This is a genomic window from Methylovorus sp. SPW-M1 (genome assembly GCF_053848825.1).
Genome location: NZ_CM132626.1, coordinates 1,587,284 through 1,610,700, shown reverse-complemented (window position 1 = coordinate 1,610,700; position 23,417 = coordinate 1,587,284). Strand labels below are relative to the sequence as shown.

Below are 23,417 nucleotides of genomic sequence, written 5' to 3'. Positions count from 1 at the left end.
TTAAGGCATCCCACTTTAAGTCATGAAACATACACTTTTAACGATTGAAGCGACAGGAGCGTAATTTGGCCAAGACCGTTGCACTTTTGCTGGGAGTCCATGCGCACCAGCCCGTGGGCAATTTCGAGAGCGTGCTGGATGATGCGCATGTACGCTGCTATGGGCCTTTTTTGCGTGTGTTGCATGAGTACCCGGCTTTCAAGTTTGCCATTCACATCAGCGGCTGGCTGCTGGAATACATGCTGAACAAATACCCGGAAGACATGGCCTTGCTCAAGGAAATGGTGGCGCGTGAACAGGCGGAACTGGTAGGGGCGGGATTTACCGAGCCTGTGCTGGCTTCTATTCCCGCTCGCGATCGCGTCGGGCAAATCGGCATGCTTTCCACCTGCCTCAAGAAAAAACTGGGGCAGACGCCACAGGGCGCCTGGCTGACCGAGCGCGTTTGGGAGGCCACGGTGGTGCCCGCGCTGTCGGATTCCGGCATCCGTTATGTCATGGTCGATGACTATCACTTCATGTGCACCGGCCGCGGCGGCGACGCTCTCAAGGGCTACTACACTACGGAAGAAGATGGCCGCCAGATTGATCTCTTCCCCATTTCCGAGTCCCTGCGCTATCGCCTGCCGTTCTCCCCAGCCGAAGAAGTGGTGGGCTACCTGGAAAGTCTGGCTGACGACAGCAAGCAGGCGGCGGCCATTTACTTTGATGACATTGAAAAGTTTGGCATCTGGCCCGAAACCTATGAGTGGGTGTATGAGCGTGGCTGGCTGCGTAACTTCATTGAAGGCGTACTGGCTTCATCGATTATCAAACCCATGCGCTACATTGATTACCATGCCATGGCAAAAACCCGTGGCGTGGTTTACCTACCCACCGCTTCGTACATTGAAATGAACGAATGGACCCTGCCTGTGCCAGCGGCGCATCATTACGCCGATCTGGTCGGGCAGGAAAAATACAATAACCGCTACGAAATCACCAAGCCCTATGTGCGCGGCGGTATCTGGCGCAATTTCTTCATGCGTTATCCGGAATCAAACTGGATGCACAAGCGCATGCTGGCCTTGTCAGAACGCTTTAACCAGCTGCCGGACAACAAGAAAACGGCCGATATGCGCCAGGCCCTGTATGAATCGCAGGCCAATGATGCCTACTGGCATGGCTTGTTCGGCGGTCTTTACCTGCCGCATTTGCGGCGGGCGGTTTATAACGCCATGCTCAAGCTGGAAAGCCTGCTGGACAAAGTGTCCAGCCGTCCCACCAAGGTCATGGAGGATATCGACCTCGATGGTCACGATGAGGTGTTCTTGCATAGTGGTGAGGTACAGGCGGTGATTCGTCAGGATGGGACAGCCTCCGTCTGTGAATTTGACACCTACCGCTTGCATCATAATTTCGGCGATACCTTGACCCGGCAAGAGGAACATTATCACCGCAAGGTACATGCGCAACCCGAGCATACCCATAGTGGGGAGGGCATCGCCAATCCGCATGAGCGCCTCAGCCTCAAGCACGAGATTACCCAGGCTGACCTTGCTACGGACAGTTATCGAAAAGTACTGTTTTGTGACTTTATCATGCACGAGGCCGACAGTTTTACTGGCCTCAGCTACAAGCCTGCTGCGGGTGGTAAAAATGCGGTGCATTACAAAGCCGAACATAAGGGGCTGACTTTCCAGAAGAAAATCAGTGTGCAAGGCGAGTCCCTTGATGTCAGCTATGAAGTAACGTCCAGCGCAAATGGTGTCTTCAAGGTTGAAATCAATCTGGCCATGCCCAGCTGCGATGGTCCCGCCGGTCGGTTTGTCATTGGTGACCACATTCCCGGTGGATTCGGTCAGCCCTTGCAATGGCCCGAACTGAGTCGATTGACCTTGGAAGATGAAGTCCTGGGCGGCGCCCTCCAGCTGGATGTCAATATTCCGTGCCATTTGAATACATACCCGCATTTCAGTGTGTCGCAATCCGAGGCCGGGTTTGAAAAAATCATGCAGGCGGTGACACTGGAACTGAGCTGGCCATTGAATCAGATGCATGGTCCGCTAACGATTAGTCTGCATGTCAAATAACCGTAAAAGCTGTTGAACAGGGGATAGGCATTTGTTTTTAGGCGTTGATATCGGCGGCACCAATCTGCGAGTAGGCGTGGTGCAGCACCACGCATTGATTCATGAGCAGCGCGCACTGGCTGACTTTTCTGGTCTGTGTGCCCGGCACCCCCCGGACGAGGCATGGCGGCAGATTATTGCGACTACGGCGGCCACCTTGCGCCAGTGCCTCATGCAATATCCCCAGGCAAAGGCCGTTGGCATTGGTTTCCCAGGCTTTATTGATCCGGTGCACGGTACCGTAGCGCAGTCGCCCAACCTGCCTGGCTTGCGCAATGTGGACCTGGCTGGCGATCTGTCGGCTGCCATTGGTCTGCCAGTCGTGGTGGAAAACGATGCCCTGGCTGCGGCCTATGGCGAATATGTACTGTGTGATCCCAAGCCACACAGTCTTCTTTATGCCGGGCTCGGTACTGGTGTGGGTGGCGGCATGATCTATGCTGGCCGCCCATTTACCGGCGAGCACGGGGTTGCCATGGAAATCGGCCATTTGATTGTGGAGCCTGGTGGGCGGTTATGTGGCTGCGGCAATCATGGCTGCATGGAGCAATATGCATCCGCCAGTGGCATAGCGCAGAGTTACCACATGGCGACCGGTCAGCGCGTGGAGGTCAATGCCATTGCCCAGGCTGCGCGCGAAGGCGGCCAGGCGGCGGTGGAGGCTTTTTCCCTTGCTGGTGCCGCGCTGGCACAAGCGCTGGCGCATGTCGTCAAGAGCGTAGACGTGGGGCTTATCGTGATTGGTGGTGGCGTCAGTCAGGCTTGGGACTTGATGGCGCCTGCTTTTTTTACCCGACTGGAGCGCGACATGATTCCGGTGCTCCGCGACAGACTGCGCGTTCAGCCTTCCGCCAGTGGCGATCGCGCTGGCATTATCGGTGCTGCTGCGCTGGCTGAGATCATTCTCGCGTCATCTTCCTGACAAGGGTTTGCCTCAAAACTGCCAGCCAAACTCCGCAAATCTGCCACAAAACTGTCATCTACCGCTGTTAAGCTCGCCTCCGAAAAGGGGGCATCATGAGACAAGTTCATGTACAACAATCGCATTTAAGTGGCTGGGGCGCCAGGGTAGTACTGCAACCCGCACTTGCCGTTCGGGCGGCAGCGCAGGATGAAGCGGCCATTTCATCACTGGAATTGCACAAGATACTCAAGCACCGCCAGCTAACAGCGGTCTTTCAGCCTATTGCAGATTTGCGCAGTGCCAGCATTTTTGGACATGAAGGCTTGATTCGTGGGCCTGCCGATACACGTTTACACATGCCACTTGCCTTGTTTGAAGAGGCGGAGCAGCACCATCTGCTGCTCGAAGTGGAACATCTCAGCCGCCAGGTGGTGCTTGAGTCCTTTGCCCAGCAAGGGGCCAATGCCAAACTGTTCCTGAATGTCAGCCCGGCCTCTCTGCTACAGCCGCACGTCGCAAGGGGCGCCACGCTTTCCTACATACATCAGCTTGGGCTGGATCCGCACGATGTGATTATCGAACTCACCGAAAACTCGCCTACCTTTGATTACGATACCTTGCGCCATGCCGCCGAGCACTACCGCAGCATGGGCTTTGAAATCGCCATGGATGACCTGGGCGAGGGCTTCTCCAGCCTGCGTTTGTGGTCCGAGCTGCGTCCGGATTACGTCAAGATAGACAAGCATTTCATTCGCAATATAGACCGGGATCAGGTGAAGCTCGACTTTGTGCGCTCCATCCAGCAGATTGCGCTCAACTCCGGCACCAAGGTGATAGCCGAGGGCATAGAAACCGAAGCCGAACTCATGATCGTGAAAGATCTGAAAATCCCGTATGGGCAGGGCTATCTGATCAATCGACCGCAAGCTTCCTTGCACACCGCATTAAGCCCGGTGGCAGCAGAGTTGATGCAGCGTAATGCCGTGCATGTCTACCAGAGCGCTGCCGTGCCCGTGCAGGCGCGTTCCAATATCAGCAAGCTGATACGCTATGTGTCGCCTGTCAGCCCGCAGACCAGCAATGATGATGTGTATCAGATATTTGAAAAGCAACCCTCGCTGTATTCGTTGCCGGTGGTGGCGCAGGGACGCCCGGTGGGGCTGATCAGTCGCTATAACATGATTGATCATCTGGCGCGGCCATATACCCGTGAGCTTTACGGCAAGCGCTATTGCAGCATTTTCATGGATAACCAGCCCCTGATCGTGGACAACAGCCTGAGCCTGCAGGCCCTGAGTGACCTCATCATCAATATGGAGCCACATCACTTATCCAATGGCTTCATCATTACGGAGTCGGGCAATTACCTGGGCATGGGCAGTGGTCACGACCTGCTGCGCGAGATCACCCAGATGCAGATCAATGCCGCGCGCTATGCCAACCCCTTGACCATGCTGCCGGGCAATGTCCCGATCAACGAGCACATGGACAGGCTGCTGCAGGCAGGTATTACCTTTCACGCCTGTTATTGCGATCTTGATTCGTTCAAGCCGTTTAATGATGTGTATGGCTTCCGGCGCGGCGACGAGCTGATCCAGTACACGGGCAAACTTTTGAATGAACAGATAGCCAATGAGCTGGATTTTGTCGGCCATGTTGGCGGCGATGACTTCATCCTGATTTTTCAGAGTGAGGATTGGGAAGAGCGTTGCCTGCGTGTTCTGAATATTCTGGCGCAGGCCATACCGGCTTTCTATGATGAGGCAGACCGGCAGCGTGGGGGTATTGCCGCCGAAGACCGGCAGGGGAATCCGCTGTTTTACCCTTTTGTCAGCATGTCTGTCGGCAGCGTCAAGGCTGACCCCGTGGGGTTCAGAAGCCATCATGAAGTGGCGGCGGCTATGACAATTGCCAAGAAGCAGGCGAAAAAAATCAGCGGCAACAGCCTGTTTCTGGAGCGCCGTGGCAAATAACCCATCGCCTGTTGGCGGCTGATGGTACACAAAAGACCAACGCCCGGGAGATGATCTTCCCAGGCGTTGCTTTATCCATACCTTTGCCTGCGAGGCTTACGCCGTAGAGCAGGCGAGGGGATTAATAACGGGTAGTGGTCGTCACTACTGTGCGGTTTGCACGGCAATTGCTACCGGCAATACCACCCAGTGTTGCAGCCACAGCACCGAGCAGGAAGGCCAGAAAGCCCCACAAGGTCAGGTGTGCACCAACGCGTGCAGTCTTGTCTGCCGCTACGGCAGCTTTGTCACCCGCCACTTCAGCGGTGTGGTTGATGGCAGCCTGAGCATCCTTGGCAGACTTTTCCCATGCATCCAGCTTTTGCGCAGCTTCTTCCTTGCTGATGCCGGTTTTTTCAGCCATCAGGTCAACCACGGCTTGGCGATCTTCCGGAGTCGCATTGCTGCCTTTATCGACCAGGGTTTTTACCTTGGCATAAATTTCGGCAGACTCGCTTTGATTGGCGGCATCCTGATTGGCAGCGGCCTGACCACTTTGATTAGCCGCGTGTGCCAGCAGCCCTTGCAACTCACGTTCTGCGGTTTCCCAGGAGAAATTGCTGTTGGCGGCTTCTTGCTGGCCTTTGTTAATCAGTTCAGGAGCTGCGGCTGCGGCACCATGTGCTGCACCGCTGACTGCCGAGCTGGCAAGATTGCCAACACCCGCCAGCGTGCCGCCGATCAGACTGCCAACCAGATAAACGCCAAGCAGGGTGGCGGTTGCCCAGGTAACGATACCATGCAATGCGCCATCCATTCTGGCCGGCAGTCCTGCCATTTCGCCAGCTACAATACCGCCGACGACCAGGGACAGGAAGAAGGACACGACCCACCATAAGCCAGCGCCCAAGCCAAATGCCTCAGCCGTTGGTGTGCCATTGGCTTGCAGGGGATCAAGCGTGCTGAGGCCGATACCGGCACCCAGCATGCTCAATAAAAACTGGACAGTCAGCGTTACGGCCACGCCTGCAAAAATGGCGGACCAGGAAATAGTTTTAAGGGTAGGTGCGTAGGGGTAGGGCCCGCTTCGTACCGTTGTGGTTTCATCATAGGTTTGTGTCGTTGCCATGGTATTCCTCCAGCTGAATATTGTTGATCTTGGAAAGCACGATCAGCATGGCATGCTGACACGTGCCTCATGCAAGACACTGATGACTCGGTGTTTGCAGTGGGATCATTCTATGATCAGCGTCAAATAACGCCTGTCAGCGTGCTGCTTGAAATCGGCTAGGCAATCTGGAGCCTGGCTATAAGCTGATTCTGACAAGCACGTAGGTGAATATTGAGTACACGCAGGTACACCCCATGAAAAAAGGCCCCGAAGGGCCTTTGCTGTAGCTAGTTTGCCGGAAGGGCTTCGGCTGGCGGTGCTGCCTTGTCTTTGCGATCAGGCATTTGCGCCAGAATCTGGCAGGCAACCGTGCTGAGGTAAGGCAGGGATTGCAGCGCCAGCATGGTGACCCATAGCTGGGCATCTGCATTTTCGATGCCACGCGAGTAAATCATGGCGGCAGCGGCGACAATCAGCGCCAGCAACAGCAGGATTTCTTCACGGATGGGGGTGATCAGGCTGCGCTTGCCGGTGCCTTTGCCTTTGGCAGTCGTCTTGAAAACGCCACGTTTTTGCACCAACCCCGCAATAATGCCGCGGGCAATGGCATGCGAAAGCCCCAGGCTAGCCAGCGAAGCACCAAAAATATCCATCCATTTGCATTCCTTCATCGTCTTGCGATAAAGCACCGGCCCCAAGGCACCCTTGACCACGAGGAAGCACAAGATCGGCGTCAGCATGATAGGCACCGGCAGACTGAAGGATTTGGGGAAGGCCAGCATGGCCATGGTCCAGCCGATGGAACTCAGCGTGAACACCAATTGCAATGCATCGCCCAGCCAGCCAAACCAGCCGGTCAGGAAGTGATAACGCTGTCCAAAATTGAGGGTGGAGGATCCCAGCAACTTGGGCATGTGACGTTTCAGGATCTGCATGGCGCCAAACGCCCAGCGGAAACGCTGCGATTTAAGGGCGTTAAAGTCGGAAGGCGTCAGGCCGCGACCAAAGGTTTCGTCGATGTAGCGCAGCTCATATTGCTCTTCAAGCAGGCGCAGGCCTAGCTCGGTATCTTCACAAATGCACCACTCGGACCAGCCGCCCACATCTACCAGGGCCTGATGGCGCACCAGTGTCATGGTGCCATGCTGAATAAGGGCATTACGCTCGTGGCGATGGTGCATGCCAATGCGGAAGAAGCCTTCGAATTCCCAGTTGCTCATGCGGCGGAAGAAATTGTTTTCCCATTCACGGTGGGCTTGTGGCGCCTGGACCACGGCCACTTTTTCTTCGCTGAAATGCGGCACCAGCGCACCCAGCCAGTCGGGGGTGACGACGTAGTCAGCATCCACCACACCAATGACTTCGGTGCGCGGATCGGTCTGTTGCAGGGCAAAATTGAGTGCGCCCGCCTTGAACCCAGGCCATTGCGGCAGATGGAAGAACTTGAAGTTGTCCGGCATGTTCGCCATGTAGGCTTCCACCGGCTTCCACTTGCTTTCATCCTTGGTATTGTTGTCGACCACAATCACTTCAAAATTGGTGTAATCGAGCTTGCCCAGGCTTTCAATGGTGGCAATCACCATCTCCGGTGGCTCGTTGTAGCAGGCCAGATGCACGGAGACGAATTTTTCCTGATCAGCCGGTAGCGGCTTGGCACGCTTGAAAGCGCGCAGCCAGCCACCCTTGAACATCACCTCGCTGAACTCCACCCCGTAGATCATCAATACGGCGGAGGTAAGCGCCATACCCACAATCAGCCCAATCAGCACGATAAAGTCACGCAGGCTGTAGTAGTAGTCGCTCGGCAGGTTGTAGGCGATGACCAGTGTAGTGATACACGCTTGCAGCAAGATCGCCATGGACAGGCGGCCACCCAGGCCCCAATGCCGGAAACGGTAGGCAATGAAGAGGATGGGCAGGAAGCCCAGGAACGTAGCCCAGCCAGCCTTGATCAGCCAGCGGGTATCGGTGGGGACTGCACCTTGCAGCGAGTATTTCATCTGGCGCTTGCCATCAAACATGCCCCAGTAAGCCCCAGCCCAGCCTTCAACCTTGACTTTCCATGGCTGGTCGATGGCTTCCATCAGATAGTAGTCGTAATTCTGGTAAGCGCTTTTTGCCAGGAACTCACGGACAAATTGCGCCTGATTCACCTTGGAGGCTACCGCAGCGCCAATGGCCGGACCTTCGCTCGGCCAGCCGATTTCGCCAATGACAATCTTCTTGCGCGGGTATTTCTCCATCAACTCCTGATAACGCTGAAATGCATAGTCAACAGCTTTATCCGCAGGCACGCCCTCGTGGTAAGGCAGCAAGTGCACCGTAATGAAATCGACATGGCGCACCAGCTCGGGGTTTTTCAGCCAGACGTGCCAGGGTTCGGCGGTGGATACCGGAACATTGACGTTTTCACGCACCTCATCCAGGTAACCTATCATTTGCTCCACCGTGAGGTCGGCGCGCAGCAGCGCTTCGTTGCCGATGATCACCCGCTCGATTTGCGGATAGGTGGCAACCTGTGTTTCCAGAGCGGCAATTTCGCGACGGTTATCACCGTCGTTGCCTTGCAGCCACGCACCAGCCGTTACCTTCATGCCCAGGCGCGAAGCCAGCGCCGGGATTTCAGCCAGCTCCAGGGAGCCATAGGTCCGGATGCGATTGGTGTAGTTGTGCAGCATGCGCAAGTCGCGCATCAGCTCGGCACTGCTGGGGTACTTTTTATCCAGCGGGCTCTGGTCAAGCTGGTAACCACTGTAGGCGAAGCCACGTACCAGTGGTGGGGCATCAATCAGCTCAAGCGTGCCATTGGTGGCAGCCCATAATCCGAAATGCGCAGCGGCGATAGCGGCTGCAAACAGCAGCGGGGTGACAAAACGTTTGGCAATAGTCATTAGGCGTTCAGCGTTTTAAGTTTGTGTAAAAGGGTAGTCCGCGGCCAGGTGGCATAGGTCGTCGCCAGCACCAGCAGCAACCAGGCAATGGCCTGGCGGTTTTCTGTTTCGAAGGCAATGCAGGCCACCATGGCGGCCAGTGCCAGCAGATTGATTGCTTTGTAAGGCCGCCATGTATTGCTGCGGCTGATGTTCAATATGGTCAGGCCAATGGCCAGCTGGATAACCGGCAGCGCATACAGCGGCAGCGGGAAATCACGATAGCGACCATCAATCTCGAACAGCCAGCGCGTAGCAAATGGATCAGTCAGCCCAAAAATATTCACGATCTGCAATGTCGGCAGGCTCAACATGCAGCAGGTAAATACGCCAATGGCAATCAGCCACATGCACAGTTTGATCAGCTTGTTACCACTGTCCGACTGCCGTTTGAACTGGGTCGGGATCGCAATCAGCAGCAATATGCCGGCAATTGTGATGCCGCCTAGCAAGCTCCACTCCAGAGTATTGCGGCAGGCCTCGATCAGGTATTGCCATTGCAGCTTGGCACTCAGCCCGGCAAGTGCACCCAATAGGCCAGAACCAATCAAGGCTGGCAAACGACGTTCGTCAGCCAGCAAGGTAAACAGGATCAGGATCACAGCGCCAGATGCCAGCCAGATGGCAAGCTCGGCAGGCTGGTCATGACGCTCGCTGACCGGGCCGTTAAACGGGAACTTGGGCTCAAGATCAGTGGTGTAAAGACCCCAGTAGCCGCCGACCGCGCCTTCCAGTTCGCGCTTCCAGGGTTGATCCATGGCTTCAATCACATTGTATTGCCAGCCATTGTGCTGGGCGGTGCTGACAAAGGCGCGGATGTATTCGGCCTGATTAAGCAGGCTGGGCACCGAGCCATTGCGCTGACGCCCAACAGAAGGCCAGCCAGTCTCGCCGATCAGCAGCGGCTTGGTGAAGCTCGCCTGCAGGCGCTGCATTACGCCAGTCGCATGGCTGATCGCACGCTCAATCGGTTGCGGATCATCTTCCCAGTAGGGCAGCACATGCACGGTGACAAAATCTAGCGAGCTTTCCAGTTCCTTGTGCTTTAACCAGAATTCCCACACATCCGCGTAAGTAATCGGCACATGCGTGGCGGCTTTTACCTGATCAAAGTAAGCCTTGAGCTGCTCGGCTGTTTGTTCCTTGCGCAGCAGTACTTCATTGCCAATGACCATGGCGCGGATCGCCTGTGGATACTCATTGGCAAGCTTGATGGCCAGTGCAACCTCGCGATCATTCTCGATCTTGTCGGCGCCTATCCAGGCCCCCATCAATACTTTAATACCCAAACGCGCAGCCGCTTCAGGAACATAATCCAGGCCCTGGCTGACTGAATAAATGCGTACACATTCAGAGCGCTTGGCCAGTAACTCCAGATCACGGTCAATTTGTTGACGGCTGATCACGGTGCCTTTTATGAAAGGCGTCTGATCTTTGCCATAATACGGAGCATAGGACACGCACTGCAGTTTGCCGCTTTCCGGCAGCGTGGCTTCCGTCAGGTTCGCTGGCTTGTTTTGAGACCACAGCCATGCACCGAGTAGAACAAGCAGGCTTAAATTGAATATACTGTATATCCACAATCGTGGAGTGCTGACGTTAGGCATAGGTTCCCGAGCGGTAGGTGTTGGACTCTTGGTGACATCTAAATAATGAATGACTGACGCAGGGCGTGCAAATCCTTCCGAATGATAATGCAGGAGCCCGCTTAAGACAAAATGAAACCTGCAAATACCTGCTGAAGCGCGTGGCTTCGCGGTACAATAGCAAAGAATTGTAAATGACTGGTAGAGAAAACAACCCAATGAAAAACCTCATTTTGGCCATCGCATTACTGGGCGTTGCCAGTGTTGCGCAAGCAAAAATCCCTTTTTCCGGCAAGAATTACAGTGGTGTGTATGAATGCAAAGGCAATAATGATCAAGTAGGCGATTACACGGTTACCGCCACCTTGCGTCTCAACAATGTCAGCAGCTCCGGCACGTTTGGCGCATACCATTACGAAGTTGAAACCGAGAACTCGGTAACATATCGCGGGCAGGTGGCAGCAGACGGCAATCGCCTCGCCATCAGCTTCAATTTCTCCGAAAAGAAAAACCTGGATCACAGCACTGGCGTGGCCTTGGTTAAAAAGAACGCGCAGGGTCACTGGACTTTCCGCCGTCTGTATTACGAAGGTGATGATAACGGTGGCGTATACGGTAGCGAAAATTGCGTGCTGAAAGCACCGCTGGCAACCACGGTAAAACCCAAGGATAAAAAGAAATAATCAGTTCAGCATCCCTGATGCATAAATAAGGCGCATAAGTCAGGCGCATAAGTCAGGCGCATAAAAAAGCCCGGTATATCCGGGCTTTTTTATTGGGTATCAGCTTTTTGAAAACAAGTAACTTGCCGAGAGGCGAATTTGAATCTATGTGGATAGGTATGCACTTCCACGTAGCGGGCTGATCGCAAACTGCTGGAGCAAGGCGGCAAAGCCAGCGCCGCCCAGCGCGCTAAACTCGGCGCCACGCGCGTGGGCAATGGGGTCGCTCGCTGGGGCTTTACCATCCGGCAGGGCCGGGTGACACATCAGCACTGGCATGCCACCAGCGTCTTGCGCTTGTTGCAGGCAGATACGCAGCCGGTCGAGGTAAGGCATGGCGGTGTCATGGAAGTCGTAAACACCCAGCAGGCGACTGCTGCAATGCAGGCCTTGCTGGGTGGCGTCACGTTGCAGAGCCTGCGCACCCAGGCCGCGAATTATGTGGCCTTTCAGACCATCAGCGGATGGCGGGTTGGAAATACGCAACCAGGGGCCGTGCTGACCGTAGCGCTGCTGGATGATCTCAAGCAGCGCTTGGCGTATCTGCGGAAGCTGATGTACATGCTGATGACCATCGATATAGTCGGGTCTGGTACCCAGCGCCTCTTCAAACCGGTCAAGTTGTGCCTGAATGTTCTGGTGAATTGCATGGGCTGACAGGCTATGCAAAAAGGTACGCAGGATAAGTCGGGAAAGAGGCTGGCGCACAGGCGCGCCGAATTCCGTAAAGTCGAGGTGCAGGCCGATATCCGCTTTTTGCCGGATATCCCGAGTCAGTGCTTTGGCGGCCTCCGGCCAGCGCGGGCTCATGACCATGCATGAAGTCGCAGTGAGCCTGCCCTGGCGAATCAGCTCCAGAATGCCATCATCAACTGCCTGATGGTAAGCATAATCATCGGCGCTGATAACCAGGGGATGCGTCACGGCTTACTCGCTCGTGCCCGCAGTTTCGTTCTCGGTGGGCGCCGACTGCGCTTTTTGTGGGCTTGTTACCTCGGCCACGATGTAAGGCGGACGCCCTTTGACTTCATCGTAGATGCGGGCCAGATACTCGCCCAGAATGCCGATGAACAGCAGTTGCACGCCTGAGAAGAACATGATGCTGGCGATGGTCGTCGGCCAGCCAGGGATCGATTCATGCAGGAATAGCTTGTCGACCACGACGGTCATGCCGTAAATGAATGCCAGCAATGCCAATATGCCGCCTACCGCGCTCGCCAGCCGCAATGGAATAACCGAAAAACTGGTAATGCCTGTCCACGCCAGGCTCATCAGCCGCAGGCGCGAAAAGGCACTTTCGCCATGCAGGCGAGGCAGGGGCGTGTAAGGAATGCCTATCGACTTGTAACCGACCCAGGCATACATGCCTTTCATGAAGCGATTGCGCTCGGGCAGCGCACGCAAGGCGTCCACGACTTTGCGATCCATCAGGCGGAAGTCACCTGCATCGCGCGGGATATGAATCTGCCCACCCAGGCTGATGGCGCGATAAAACAGGCGTGAACCCCAGCGCTTGAAACGTGACTCCACAGCGCGATCATTGCGCACCGCATAGACCATGTCGTATCCCAGTCGCCATTGCGCCAGCATCTCCGTCACCAGCTCAGACGAATGCTGACCATCCGCATCCATGCACACCACAATGTCGCCCTTGGCATATTCCAGCCCGGCGCTGATGGCGTATTCCTTGCCAAAATTCCGTGAAAAACGCACCAAGGTGGTGTTCAGGAACGGCGGCATATTGCGCACGATCTGCGCGGTGCGATCCCGGCTACCATCGTCGATCACGACGATATCCCAGTTCGGGCTTAGCTGGTTCAGCTGATTGGCAATGTTTTCCAGTGTCAGGTGTATCGCGGCCTCTTCATTAAAGGCCGGTACGATCACCGTAATGTGTGGGTTAGCGCAGGCGCGGTCTAGTACCATAATTGTCGACTCATGAGTCCGGGTTAATGAGGGGCAGGGCGCGGGAAGCGATACTTGGGATGCAGGTTACGCCTGTCCTTGACCACCGCCAGAATAGCGCCCATGCGTTCCACCGTGCCAATAATCTTGCCTTGCAACACTTTATCGCAGTTCATATTGGTGCTGGAAATAAAAAAGTCCGCACTGACCCAGTCACTCGTGATCTGGAAGCGATGATCCAGATAGGCATCACCCTGTATGGATTCGGCGCATACCGCCACTTTGTAAGGTGCATGATTGAGACCATCTCCGGCCTGCTTGTCTACAGCCTGCAGTTCAGGGAGCTTGTCTTCCAGTATCTCCGCGGCCTCGCGCAAGCTGCTTGACCAGTAATCGCCTTCCCAATGGCTTTCTGCATAGGGCATCGAGCCAGCCAAACGGTTGTAGTAGATATATTCGTACGGGTGAAGCTGCACCATGGTGACGGTCGTTGCCAGCGTAAGGGCAGTCACGACACCGGCACCCAGCCATCTCAGCTTGGGTGTTTTTGCCAGTGCATCCCAGCTCATGCTGAGACCCAGGCCCGACAGAATGGCAAGCGGGGGAATCAGAAAGGTGAAGTGGCGCACGCCGTTATACAGGGCAGGTTTGTCCAGCAAAATGAACACCAGCGGGAACAAGGCTGCCACCGCGACCAGTAGCCATGGCAGGAACTGCCGGGATTTGGGGCGCCATTCACGCAGATGGAACAAACCGATCACCAGCATGGCGAGCAAGCCCAATAAAAATACCTCCGGGAGCCGCACCAGCAAATAGGAAGGCAAGTATTCGCGTGGCACTTCGCCTATCTTCATGACCTCACCATCCATCACGGTCAGCATGTTGAAAGCAAAATGGGAAAATGCCTCTGCCGCTTGCAGTGGATGGTCGGGCGACATCACGCCCCAGGGCCAGAATAAAGCCATGAGCGCAAAGGCCGTGATACCTGCTGGTAACAGGCGCCAGGCGGAGGTCAGCCAGTAGCGCCATTTTTCGCCAAACCCAGGTCCGGCGATCCAGCCACCGATCAATACAGCCAGCAGCAGATAAAATACAGAGAACACGCCACCAATGCGCAACCCCAGCGCGCAACCGACCGCAATGCCCAGCTTGATGCACAACCCCAGGCTGGGGGTAGGCAATTGACGAGACAAGCGCATGGAGTAATAAAGTGCCCACACCATGCAGGTGGCAAACGGAACATCCTTGGTGTGGGTAAACATGGCGCCTGTCCATGCACCCGTAATGGCAAGAAGAACCGCTACGATAAACCCGCTGCGCTCATTGCCCAGCAAGCGGGCTGCCTTGTAGGAAGCAATGATGCCGGACAAGCCGAATGCGGCCGAAAGCAGATGGCGCAGATCCCAGATCCAGATCGGCACAAATTTTTCCAGCACGGCAGCTACCAGATCAAAGAAGCCGCCATACAAATAGAGATTGCGATAGTGGAACGCATCCTGATCGGTAAACCCGGAGGTATAGAAATCCAGCAGCAGGCGCCCATAAATATGCTGGACCTCTTCATCATTACTGATGCCGTATTGTTCAAAGGTCAGCAGAATGAAAAGCCCAAGGGCAATCAGAAGAATAATCGTCAGGCGACGGAAAACCGATGGATTAAACAATTGAGTTTATGGCACTAGTTGAGGTGCGGCATTATAGCGCTGCCGCCGATAAATGTTCATGCTGTTTTAACGCCCAGCGCACATGCTCGTTGACCAGTGGGGATGGGTGATCCAGCCTTTTCTTCAGGGCGTTGATCACCTCCGGGCTGGACGGGGCATTGCCCAGGCCCACGGCAATGTTGCGCAGCCATTGTTCGTGGCCAATACGGTAAATGGCGCTACCCGCCATGCGCTCCTTGAATGTGGCCTCATCCCAACCGAACAGTTCCACCAGGCTGGCATTATCCAGGCCATGGCGCACATGAAAATCCTCCTGCGCGGTCAGCTGGCCAAACTTGTTCCATGGGCAGGCCAGCTGGCAGTCATCGCAGCCATACACGCGATTGCCTATCAGCGGCCGCAAGCTTTCGGGAATGCTGTCCTTGAGCTCAATGGTCAGGTATGAAATGCAGCGGCGGGCATCCACTTCATAAGGCGCCACAATAGCCTGAGTTGGGCAGATATCCAGGCAGGCGTGGCAAGTGCCGCAATGGTTCTGCCCGGGCGTATCCACCGGCAAGGGCAGATTGGTATAAATCTCCCCCAGAAAAAACCAGGAACCCGCATCGCGCGATAGCAGCAGGGTGTGCTTGCCACGCCAGCCGAGTCCGGCTTTTTGTGCCAGCTCAACTTCGAGTACCGGCGCGCTATCGGTAAACACGCGATAGTCAAAACTGTCATCAGTTAGCGGGGCAATATGGGCGGCAATACGATCACACAGCTGCTGCAGCCGGCTGCGCAATACCTTGTGATAATCCCGGCCCAGGGCATAACGCGAGATAAAGGCGCTTTCTCCATCGGCCATGACCTCCCAGCTGTCGCGCGTGGCGGGTGGCTGATAATTCATGCGGACTGACAAAATACGTAAGGTGCCGGGGACTAATTCCTGCGGGCGGGTACGTTTGCTGCCATGTTTTGCCATATAATCCATGGCACCATGAAATCCTTTTTCCAGCCAGGCCTGATGGGCAGGCTCAGCGGCGCTGAGATCGGTATCGGTAATGCCAAGCTGGCTGAACCCAAGCTCTTGCGCCCAGCGCTTGATATCCAGCGCCAAGGCTGGCAGATCAATGGGCAACACAGGGCTGTCTGAAGTAAATTGCATATGGCACATGATATTACATTTGACCTGGCCGATGAGGCTGCCACCCTGCATTTCGGGGCGCAACTGGCCAAGGCCGTCACCCCGGGTTTAACCGTTTACCTGCATGGCGACCTCGGCGCCGGCAAAACCACGCTGGTGCGTGGCCTGCTACGTGCATTGGGCCATACCGGCAAAGTCAAAAGTCCCACCTATACCCTGGTTGAACCTTATGTGCTGGATGCGCTAGCCGTATACCATTTTGACCTGTATCGTTTTGTTGATCCTGAGGAGTGGGATGCGGCAGGCTTTCGCGATTACTTCAATCCGGCCACGATTTGCCTGGTGGAGTGGCCGGAAAAAGCCGGTGATCTCATTCCGCAACCCGATCTTGATATTCATCTCCAACCCAACGCTGGCGGCCGCAAGATAACCGTCAGCGCCAATAGTCAAACAGGGGAAGCTGTCGTTGAATCTCTTGCGCACGCTTAAACTGGCATGTTCATTCCTGCTGGTATTTTTCAGTCTCCAGGCGGTAGCCGCGACTACCGTGACGGCAACCCGCGTCTGGCCCGCACCCGATTACACCCGTATCACCCTGGAGTCGAACAAGCCGATCAGCTATAACCTGTTGCGGCTCAAAGACCCGGAGCGGCTGGTCGTTGATCTGGTAGACGTGGACCTCGGCTCCAATCTCAAAAGCCTGAGCGATCGTGTATTGGCGTCGGATCCGTACATCCGCCAGATACGCGTTGGCAATTTCAAACCCGGTGTTGTGCGCATGGTGATCGACCTGAAAACCGATATCCGCCCCGAGCTCGCCACGCTATTGCCTGCCGGTGAATACCAGCATCGCCTGGTGCTGGATATTTATCCTGCGCTTGATCCCTTGATGGCCATGCTGGAGCAGCGTGAAACGCCAGCCTCCAGTGCTGAGCAGGTAATGAAGCCTGATGTGAAGGTGTTGGCGCAGCCAGAAACGGCGGCTCCACTGGATACCAGCAAGGCGCCGGAGATCAATCTGCCCGGCAAGCCTGAACAGACCATGGCACAGTCCATGCCCGAAGCCGCCAAAGCGCCGGAGAGCGCCAAGGCGGCTCCCGTACTCAAGGCAGAACCCAACAAGAGTCGAGAGGGTGGGCGCGTGATTACCATCGCCATTGATGCAGGACATGGTGGCGAAGACCCCGGTGCCAAGGGCGCCAATGGTTCATACGAGAAAAACATCACGCTCGCGATTGCCAAAAAGCTCAAGCAGGCAGTGGATGCTGAGCCCAATATGCGTGGCGTGCTGACGCGCGATGGCGATTACTTTATTCCTTTGCATGGCCGCGTGGTCAAGGCGCGCAAGCTGCAAGCGGATCTTTTTGTCTCGATTCATGCCGATGCGGCACTCAGCTCTCAAGCCAAGGGCTCGTCAGTATTTGCCTTGTCCGAGCATGGCGCCACCAGTGCCATGGCGCGTTTGCTGGCCCAGCGCGAAAACGAGTCTGACCTCATCGGCGGCGTGAGCTTTGATGTGAAAGATCCTTACCTTGCCCGTACCTTGCTGGATCTCTCACAAACCGCCACCATCAATGACAGCCTCAAGCTGGGTAAATCCGTGCTGGATAACGTGGGTAAAATCAACAACCTGCACAAGCAAAGCGTGGAGCAGGCCGGATTCGCTGTGCTGAAATCGCCGGACATCCCCTCCATCCTGGTGGAAACGGCCTTCATTACCAACCCGGAAGAGGAGCGCAAGCTCAATGATGAAAATCATCAGGACAAGCTCGTCGCCTCCATTCTGACCGGCATCAAAAAATACTTCGCCAGCAATCCAGCCCTGGCCAAGCCTAAAATGGCTGAAAAATAAGTACTAAAAACAGGTTTCTGCTCATGAAAATAACCTTCCTCGGCGCCACTGGCACCGTGACCGGCTCAAAATACCTGATCACCAGTGGCAGCAAGCGCGTGCTGGTGGATTGCGGTCTGTTTCAGGGCTTAAAGCAATTGCGGCTGAAAAACTGGGCCAGGCTGCCGATAGACCCCGCCAGTATTGACGCTGTGGTACTGACGCATGCACACATCGACCATACCGGTTATCTGCCTTTGCTGGTAAAGAATGGCTTCAATGGCCGTGTGTATTGCAGCAGCGCCACGCGTGATTTGTGCGAAATCATGCTGCCAGATTCTGCGCACCTGCAGGAAGAAGAAGCCCGCTATGCCAATAAACGCGGCTTTTCCAAACATAATCCCGCCTTGCCCTTCTATACCCAGGAAGATGCTGCCCGCGCGGTAGCACTGCTGACGCCGGTGGAGTTTGAAGAGACAGTGGAAGTGGTGCCCGGTGTGACCATCAAGCTGTCACCTGCAGGTCATATTCTGGGCGCAAGCTTGGTGCTGCTTAAGGATAGTGAGACTTCCATTCTGTTCTCTGGCGACCTGGGGCGCATGAATGATCCACTGATGCTGCCGCCAACACCGGTGGCTGCGGCGGATTATCTGGTGGTGGAGTCGACTTACGGGGATAGAGTGCATGACCAATCCACGCCCGATGAGCGTCTGGCCGAGATCATAAACCGTACGGCGCGCCGGCGCGGTGTGCTGCTGGTACCCGTATTTGCCGTGGGCCGTGCACAGGAGTTGCTGTATTACATCCACAAGCTGAAAAAGCAGGGGCTGATACCGGATATTCCGGTGTACCTGAACAGCCCAATGGCGGTGGATGCCACGGATATTTTCATGCGGCATGCAGGCGAACACAAACTCAATGCAACCGAGTGCCGCGAGATCATGCAGACCGCACGCATGGTCAACAGCGTGGAAGAGTCGCAGGCCCTGAATGAGATCAACCATCCAGTGATTATCCTGGCCGCAAGCGGCATGGCCTCAGGTGGGCGTGTGGTTCACCATATCAAGGCTTTCGGGCCAGACCCACGCAACACCATTCTGTTTGCGGGGTATCAGGCTGCTGGCACGCGCGGGGCGGCGATGATCAATGGCGCCACCAGCGTCAAGATTCATGGTGGCTATGTGCCCATAAATGCCGAGGTGGAATTCATTTCAAGCTTTTCTGCACACGCGGATTACAATGAGATATTGCACTGGCTGGATAATTTCAGCGCACCGCCCAAGCGCACCTTTATCACGCACGGCGAACCAATTGCGGCTGACGCCCTCAGACTTCGCATTGAGGAACGGTTTGCATGGAATGTGACCGTGCCTGAATATCTTGAGTCCGTGGATTTGTGATCCATAGCCACGACGCAAGCATGATGTCGATGTATCGTTAATTTGTAACACCTCACCAAGGATAGGAAATGAGTAAAACAGCGTTATACGTTCGTCTGGAGGCAAAACCGGAAAAGGCGAAAGAGGTAGAAGAGTTCCTGAAAAATGCGCTGCCTCTGGTGCTGGCCGAGAGCGAAACCATTACCTGGTATGCGCTCAAGTTCACTGATACCGCGTTCGGTATTTTTGATAGCTTCAGCAGCGAGGATGGCCGCAACAGCCACCTGAAAGGCAAAGTGGCAGACGCCTTGTTTGCTGTGGCCGATGATCTGCTGGCGGAACAACCCGTGATCATCCCCGTGGATTTGCTGGCATCCAAAATTGGTGCTGAAAGCGAAGTAGCGGGTGCCCAGAGCGTGAACACCAAGAAATACGGCCTGCGCTTTATCGACGGTTTGTAAGTTCTAAGCTTTGTAAGCTGTTTGCACCCATGCGCTTGCTTGCTGCATGGTGAGCAAACCTCCCACCGATTTTGGCCACGCTTGATGGCTAAAATCGCATAGGTAATCATGGCCGGCTGCGGTTAAAATAGGCTTTCCATGATTACCCGGCCCCCTTTGTGCCCATGCATCCATGTCCCTGATTAAACTTCTGCCCGACCAGCTCATCAGTCAGATTGCGGCTGGCGAGGTAGTAGAGCGTCCCGCTTCTGCCTTGAAGGAACTGCTGGAAAACAGCCTGGACGCTGGCAGTTCGGATATCGCCGTGACGCTGGGGCAGGGCGGTGTGAAACTGCTGCGTGTGACGGACGATGGCAACGGGATTCCCCATGACGATCTCACCCTCGCGCTGACACGGCATGCCACCAGCAAAATTGCCTCGCTGGATGATCTTGAAAGCGTTGCCAGTCTGGGCTTCCGTGGTGAGGCGCTAGCCAGTATTGCCTCCATTTCGCGCACCTCCATTACCAGTCGCCACGCAGAAGCCAGCCACGCCTGGCGTATTGCCGCCGACGGCGGACTATTGGGTGATGCAGCACCCGCGGCGCTGGATCGCGGCACGATTGTGGAAGTGCAGGATATTTATTTCAACACGCCAGCCCGGCGCAAATTCCTGAAAACCGAGCAAACCGAATTCGGGCATTGCGAAGAAGCCTTCCGGCGCATTGCCTTGTCGCGCCCCGATGTCGGCTTCATGCTGCAGCACAATGGCCGGGCCTTGATGCGACTCGCGCCAGGCGAGGCCAAGCGCAGATTCACCGAAGTACTGGGGCCGGACTTCTCCGCCGAAGCGTTTGAGCTGGATGAGTCTGCCGGTGGTTTGCGCCTGTGGGGCATGGCCGCCAAGCCGACGTTTTCACGCAGTGCCCGCGATACGCAATACGTGTATGTCAACGGCCGTTTTGTACGCGACAAGCTGATCAGCCACGCCATACGTCAGGCCTATCAGGATGTATTGCATCATGATCGCCACCCTGCTTTTGCCTTGTTCCTGGAGCTCGACCCTACGCTGGTCGATGTGAATGTGCATCCCAGCAAAACCGAGGTGCGTTTCCGCGAAGGGCAGGCGGTGCACCGGTTCATTTTCCATGCGCTGCACAAGGCACTGGCGACCCCTGTTGGCTTGCCAGCCAATGGGCTGGTGCCACCGCCTGTTGCCGCACCTGCCACCAGCTATTCCTCCGGCATCCCGGCTGGTCAGCCTTATCCGCGCCAGCAGGGCAGCTTTGATCTGCGCGCTAATGAAGCGCCGGGGTTTTATCAGACCCTGTTCGGCGGCCTGCCTCGCGAGGCGGTGGATACGGCATCGTCATTTGTGCCCAGTGCTATTTCCTCTGCCGATTTGCAGGCAACCTTGTCGCCATCGCAGGCTTCCTCCAGCCTCAGCCCGGCGCAGGCTGCGCAGGAATACCCCCTGGGGTTTGCGCTGGCCCAGTTGCACGGGGTTTATGTGCTTGCACAAAACGCCCTGGGCCTGATTGTGGTGGATATGCATGCCGCCCATGAGCGCATCATGTACGAGCGCCTGAAAAACGCGCTGGATGGCGATAGCGTTCCCATGCAGCCATTGTTGTTGCCCGTCAGTTTCAATGCCGACCGCTTTGAAGTTGCCACGGTGCAGGAGCAACTGTCGACGCCAGAAGGCCAGCAAACCCTGCATCAGCTTGGGTTCGAAATTGTGCAATTATCACCATCGACCCTTGCGGTACGCGCCATTCCGGCCATGTTGCAAGACGCCGATGCGGTAGCCCTGGCCCGCGATGTATTGCGCGACCTGCGCGAATACGGCGGCAGCCGCGTGTTGACCGAACGCCGCAACGAGCTGCTGGCCACCATGGCCTGTCATGCCGCCGTGCGCGCCAACCGTATTCTCAGCATCCAGGAAATGAACGCCTTGCTGCGCGATATGGAAGCGACCGAGCGTTCCGGCCAGTGCAATCACGGCCGTCCCACCTGGTTCCAGGCGACGATGGCCGATCTGGATAAAATGTTCATGCGTGGCAAGTAAGCATGCATCGCTTTCTCCGCGAGTTCTGGTTATTCGGCCTCAAGCAGGCATACGCATGCATGTTCGGGGGATATTTGCTCGGCTTGATTTTCCTTACCAATTACTGGTATCCATTTTCACTCCCTCGGTATGATTCCCTCTTTTTGGCTGCGGTAGCATTCCAGCTTTTCCTGCTTGCGTTCAAATTTGAAACGCCCAAAGAAGCTATTGTGATTGTGCTGTTTCATTGTGTGGCCACCGGCATGGAGTTATTTAAAACATCTGATGCCATAGGCTCATGGCATTATCCCGAAGCTTTTTATTTTGGGATCGGTAATTTCCCATTGTTTGCCGGGTTCATGTATAGCGCTGTAGGGAGTTATCTGGCGCGCATCTGGCGGATTTTTGAATTCAGATACTCGGCGTATCCTGAGGCATGGAAGCCTGTTGTTCTGGTTGTCCTGATTTATATTAATTTTTTCACCCATCATTACTTCTATGATCTTCGATGGATATTGCTGGCGGCCAGCGTGATTCTTTTTGGCAGAACTTACATTTATTTCAAGGTTGATCAGGTATACAGGCGCATGCCCTTATTGCTTGGCTGGCTATTGGTCGCTTTGTTCATTTGGTTTGGCGAAAATATTGGCACCTACAGCCGTGCCTGGGTTTATCCTGATCAATCCTCACAATGGCACATGGTGTCACCAAGCAAATTGCTGGCTTGGTATCTGCTGATGATGCTTAGTTTTGTGCTCGTTTCTTTTGTACATAAACCAAAATTTGTACGCTTAACAATACCGTCTGGGAAAGTTGAGCATGCAACGTCCATGGATACACCCCTGTGAAAACGCATTACACCTATCCTCGTATACTCTCCATCGCCGGCTCCGATAGCGGCGGTGGGGCGGGCATACAGGCGGACCTCAAGACATTCTCGGCGCTTGGTTGTTATGGCATGACAGTCATCACCGCACTCACAGCGCAGAATACCTGTGGCGTGCGCGCGATTCATGGCGTGCCGCAGGATATCCTGCGCGCGCAAATTGATGCGGTGGTGGAGGATATAGGCGTGGATGCGGTGAAGATCGGCATGCTGCATGCGCCTGAGGTCGTCATCACCGTGGCGCAGGCACTGGATGATCATGGCTTGTCGCAGATAGTGCTGGATCCGGTCATGGCGGCGGCGAATGGCGCCCGGCTGATCAGCGATGAAGCCGTGCAAATCCTGGTGCGTGAGTTGTTCCCGCGCGCCAGTGTGGTGACGCCCAATCTGGACGAGGCCGCCATGCTGCTGGGACGACCATTGCTAACGCAGGATGACATGCTGCAGGCTGCCTCCGATCTTTTGCAGCTGGGTGCACGCGCGGTGCTGGTCAAGGGTGGTCATATGCCGGGGCATGACGTGGTGGATATTTTTCAGGAAAAGGGCGGCGAGCCGCTGGTCATGAGCTCGCCCCGTATCGTCACCTTGAATCTGCATGGCGCTGGTTGCACGCTATCATCGGCGATTGCCGCCTTTCTGGGCTTGGGCGAAAGCTTGCCACAAGCGGTGGTTGCGGCCAGAGATTACGTAATGCAGGCGATTGCAGCTGGAGCTGCGGTCAAGATAGGCCAAGGCACCGGTCCCATGAATCATGGATACTCGCCGGTTGAAATGAAAATAAAGTTAAATAAATAACAATAACTTAAGAATCATTATTCATGTCGAT

The 23,417-nt window shown here is 55.5% G+C and carries 18 protein-coding genes; 11 read left to right on the top strand and 7 right to left on the bottom strand.

What is annotated here, in order from left to right; translation table 11 throughout:
- Positions 1 to 65 precede the first annotated feature (65 nt).
- The 3 genes from ACWWD9_RS07575 to ACWWD9_RS07565 all read left to right on the top strand — a co-directional run bounded on the left by ACWWD9_RS07575 (position 66) and on the right by ACWWD9_RS07565 (position 4,988).
- On the top strand, positions 66 to 2,072 hold the full coding sequence (locus tag ACWWD9_RS07575) for an alpha-amylase/4-alpha-glucanotransferase domain-containing protein (protein ID WP_455866646.1): 2,007 nt from the start codon (positions 66 to 68) through the stop codon (positions 2,070 to 2,072).
- 31 nt (positions 2,073 to 2,103) lie between these two features.
- Positions 2,104 to 3,033, top strand: a complete 930-nt coding sequence (locus tag ACWWD9_RS07570) for an ROK family protein (protein ID WP_455866645.1) — start codon at positions 2,104 to 2,106, stop codon at positions 3,031 to 3,033.
- A 95-nt stretch (positions 3,034 to 3,128) separates the two neighbouring features.
- The gene (locus tag ACWWD9_RS07565) at positions 3,129 to 4,988 is read left to right on the top strand and encodes an EAL domain-containing protein (RefSeq protein ID WP_455866644.1); all 1,860 of its coding nucleotides are present in this window, start codon (positions 3,129 to 3,131) and stop codon (positions 4,986 to 4,988) included.
- A 121-nt stretch (positions 4,989 to 5,109) separates the two neighbouring features.
- On the opposite strand, the gene ACWWD9_RS07560 is transcribed toward ACWWD9_RS07565, so the two are convergent.
- The 3 genes from ACWWD9_RS07560 to ACWWD9_RS07550 all read right to left on the bottom strand — a co-directional run bounded on the left by ACWWD9_RS07560 (position 5,110) and on the right by ACWWD9_RS07550 (position 10,615).
- Positions 5,110 to 6,096: a hypothetical protein gene (locus ACWWD9_RS07560; protein ID WP_455866643.1), complete on the bottom strand. Its 987-nt coding sequence runs from the start codon at positions 6,094 to 6,096 to the stop codon at positions 5,110 to 5,112.
- 269 nt (positions 6,097 to 6,365) lie between these two features.
- Positions 6,366 to 8,969 (bottom strand): glycosyltransferase, encoded by a 2,604-nt coding sequence (locus ACWWD9_RS07555; protein WP_455866642.1) that lies wholly within the window; start codon positions 8,967 to 8,969, stop codon positions 6,366 to 6,368.
- Positions 8,969 to 10,615 (bottom strand): glycoside hydrolase family 17 protein, encoded by a 1,647-nt coding sequence (locus ACWWD9_RS07550; protein ID WP_455866641.1) that lies wholly within the window; start codon positions 10,613 to 10,615, stop codon positions 8,969 to 8,971. The genes ACWWD9_RS07555 and ACWWD9_RS07550 overlap by 1 nt, the downstream gene beginning before the upstream one ends.
- 197 nt (positions 10,616 to 10,812) lie before the next feature.
- Here ACWWD9_RS07550 and ACWWD9_RS07545 point away from each other — a divergent pair, with 197 nt between their 5' ends.
- The gene (locus ACWWD9_RS07545; RefSeq protein ID WP_015830008.1) at positions 10,813 to 11,277 is read left to right on the top strand and encodes a hypothetical protein; all 465 of its coding nucleotides are present in this window, start codon (positions 10,813 to 10,815) and stop codon (positions 11,275 to 11,277) included.
- A 144-nt stretch (positions 11,278 to 11,421) separates the two neighbouring features.
- Here ACWWD9_RS07545 and ACWWD9_RS07540 read toward each other — a convergent pair whose 3' ends face one another.
- From ACWWD9_RS07540 to queG, 4 genes are read right to left on the bottom strand one after another with little or no spacing between them, the layout of a single operon-like run.
- Complete coding sequence (locus ACWWD9_RS07540) at positions 11,422 to 12,240, bottom strand: ChbG/HpnK family deacetylase (RefSeq protein ID WP_455866640.1); 819 nt, start codon at positions 12,238 to 12,240, stop codon at positions 11,422 to 11,424.
- 3 nt (positions 12,241 to 12,243) lie between these two features.
- Positions 12,244 to 13,242 carry a glycosyltransferase family 2 protein gene (locus ACWWD9_RS07535; protein ID WP_455866639.1) on the bottom strand — a complete coding sequence of 333 codons (999 nt, stop codon included), beginning with the start codon at positions 13,240 to 13,242 and terminating at the stop codon, positions 12,244 to 12,246.
- A gap of 23 nt (positions 13,243 to 13,265) precedes the next feature.
- A complete protein-coding gene (locus ACWWD9_RS07530; RefSeq protein WP_013442142.1) occupies positions 13,266 to 14,885 on the bottom strand; it encodes an ArnT family glycosyltransferase in 1,620 nt (539 codons plus the stop codon).
- 31 nt (positions 14,886 to 14,916) lie between these two features.
- Positions 14,917 to 16,029 (bottom strand): tRNA epoxyqueuosine(34) reductase QueG, encoded by a 1,113-nt coding sequence (gene queG, locus ACWWD9_RS07525; RefSeq protein ID WP_455868147.1) that lies wholly within the window; start codon positions 16,027 to 16,029, stop codon positions 14,917 to 14,919.
- Between queG and tsaE the strand changes: the two genes are divergently transcribed.
- The 7 genes from tsaE (at position 16,030) to thiD (ending at position 23,386) form a co-directional block, all read left to right on the top strand.
- Positions 16,030 to 16,497 (top strand): tRNA (adenosine(37)-N6)-threonylcarbamoyltransferase complex ATPase subunit type 1 TsaE, encoded by a 468-nt coding sequence (gene tsaE, locus ACWWD9_RS07520; protein ID WP_455866638.1) that lies wholly within the window; start codon positions 16,030 to 16,032, stop codon positions 16,495 to 16,497.
- Complete coding sequence (locus ACWWD9_RS07515; protein ID WP_013442145.1) at positions 16,475 to 17,860, top strand: N-acetylmuramoyl-L-alanine amidase; 1,386 nt, start codon at positions 16,475 to 16,477, stop codon at positions 17,858 to 17,860. Before tsaE ends, ACWWD9_RS07515 begins: the two co-directional genes overlap by 23 nt.
- A gap of 23 nt (positions 17,861 to 17,883) precedes the next feature.
- A complete protein-coding gene (locus ACWWD9_RS07510; protein ID WP_455866637.1) occupies positions 17,884 to 19,239 on the top strand; it encodes an MBL fold metallo-hydrolase in 1,356 nt (451 codons plus the stop codon).
- Positions 19,240 to 19,307: 68 nt separating this feature from the next.
- Positions 19,308 to 19,679, top strand: coding sequence for a putative quinol monooxygenase (locus ACWWD9_RS07505; RefSeq protein WP_013442147.1), 372 nt, complete (start codon positions 19,308 to 19,310; stop codon positions 19,677 to 19,679).
- Positions 19,680 to 19,851: 172 nt separating this feature from the next.
- Positions 19,852 to 21,726, top strand: a complete 1,875-nt coding sequence (mutL, locus tag ACWWD9_RS07500; protein WP_455866636.1) for a DNA mismatch repair endonuclease MutL — start codon at positions 19,852 to 19,854, stop codon at positions 21,724 to 21,726.
- A gap of 2 nt (positions 21,727 to 21,728) precedes the next feature.
- On the top strand, positions 21,729 to 22,553 hold the full coding sequence (locus ACWWD9_RS07495) for a DUF817 domain-containing protein (RefSeq protein ID WP_455866635.1): 825 nt from the start codon (positions 21,729 to 21,731) through the stop codon (positions 22,551 to 22,553).
- Positions 22,550 to 23,386, top strand: coding sequence for a bifunctional hydroxymethylpyrimidine kinase/phosphomethylpyrimidine kinase (gene thiD, locus ACWWD9_RS07490; RefSeq protein ID WP_455866634.1), 837 nt, complete (start codon positions 22,550 to 22,552; stop codon positions 23,384 to 23,386). Before ACWWD9_RS07495 ends, thiD begins: the two co-directional genes overlap by 4 nt.
- The last annotated feature ends 31 nt before the right edge of the window (positions 23,387 to 23,417 follow it).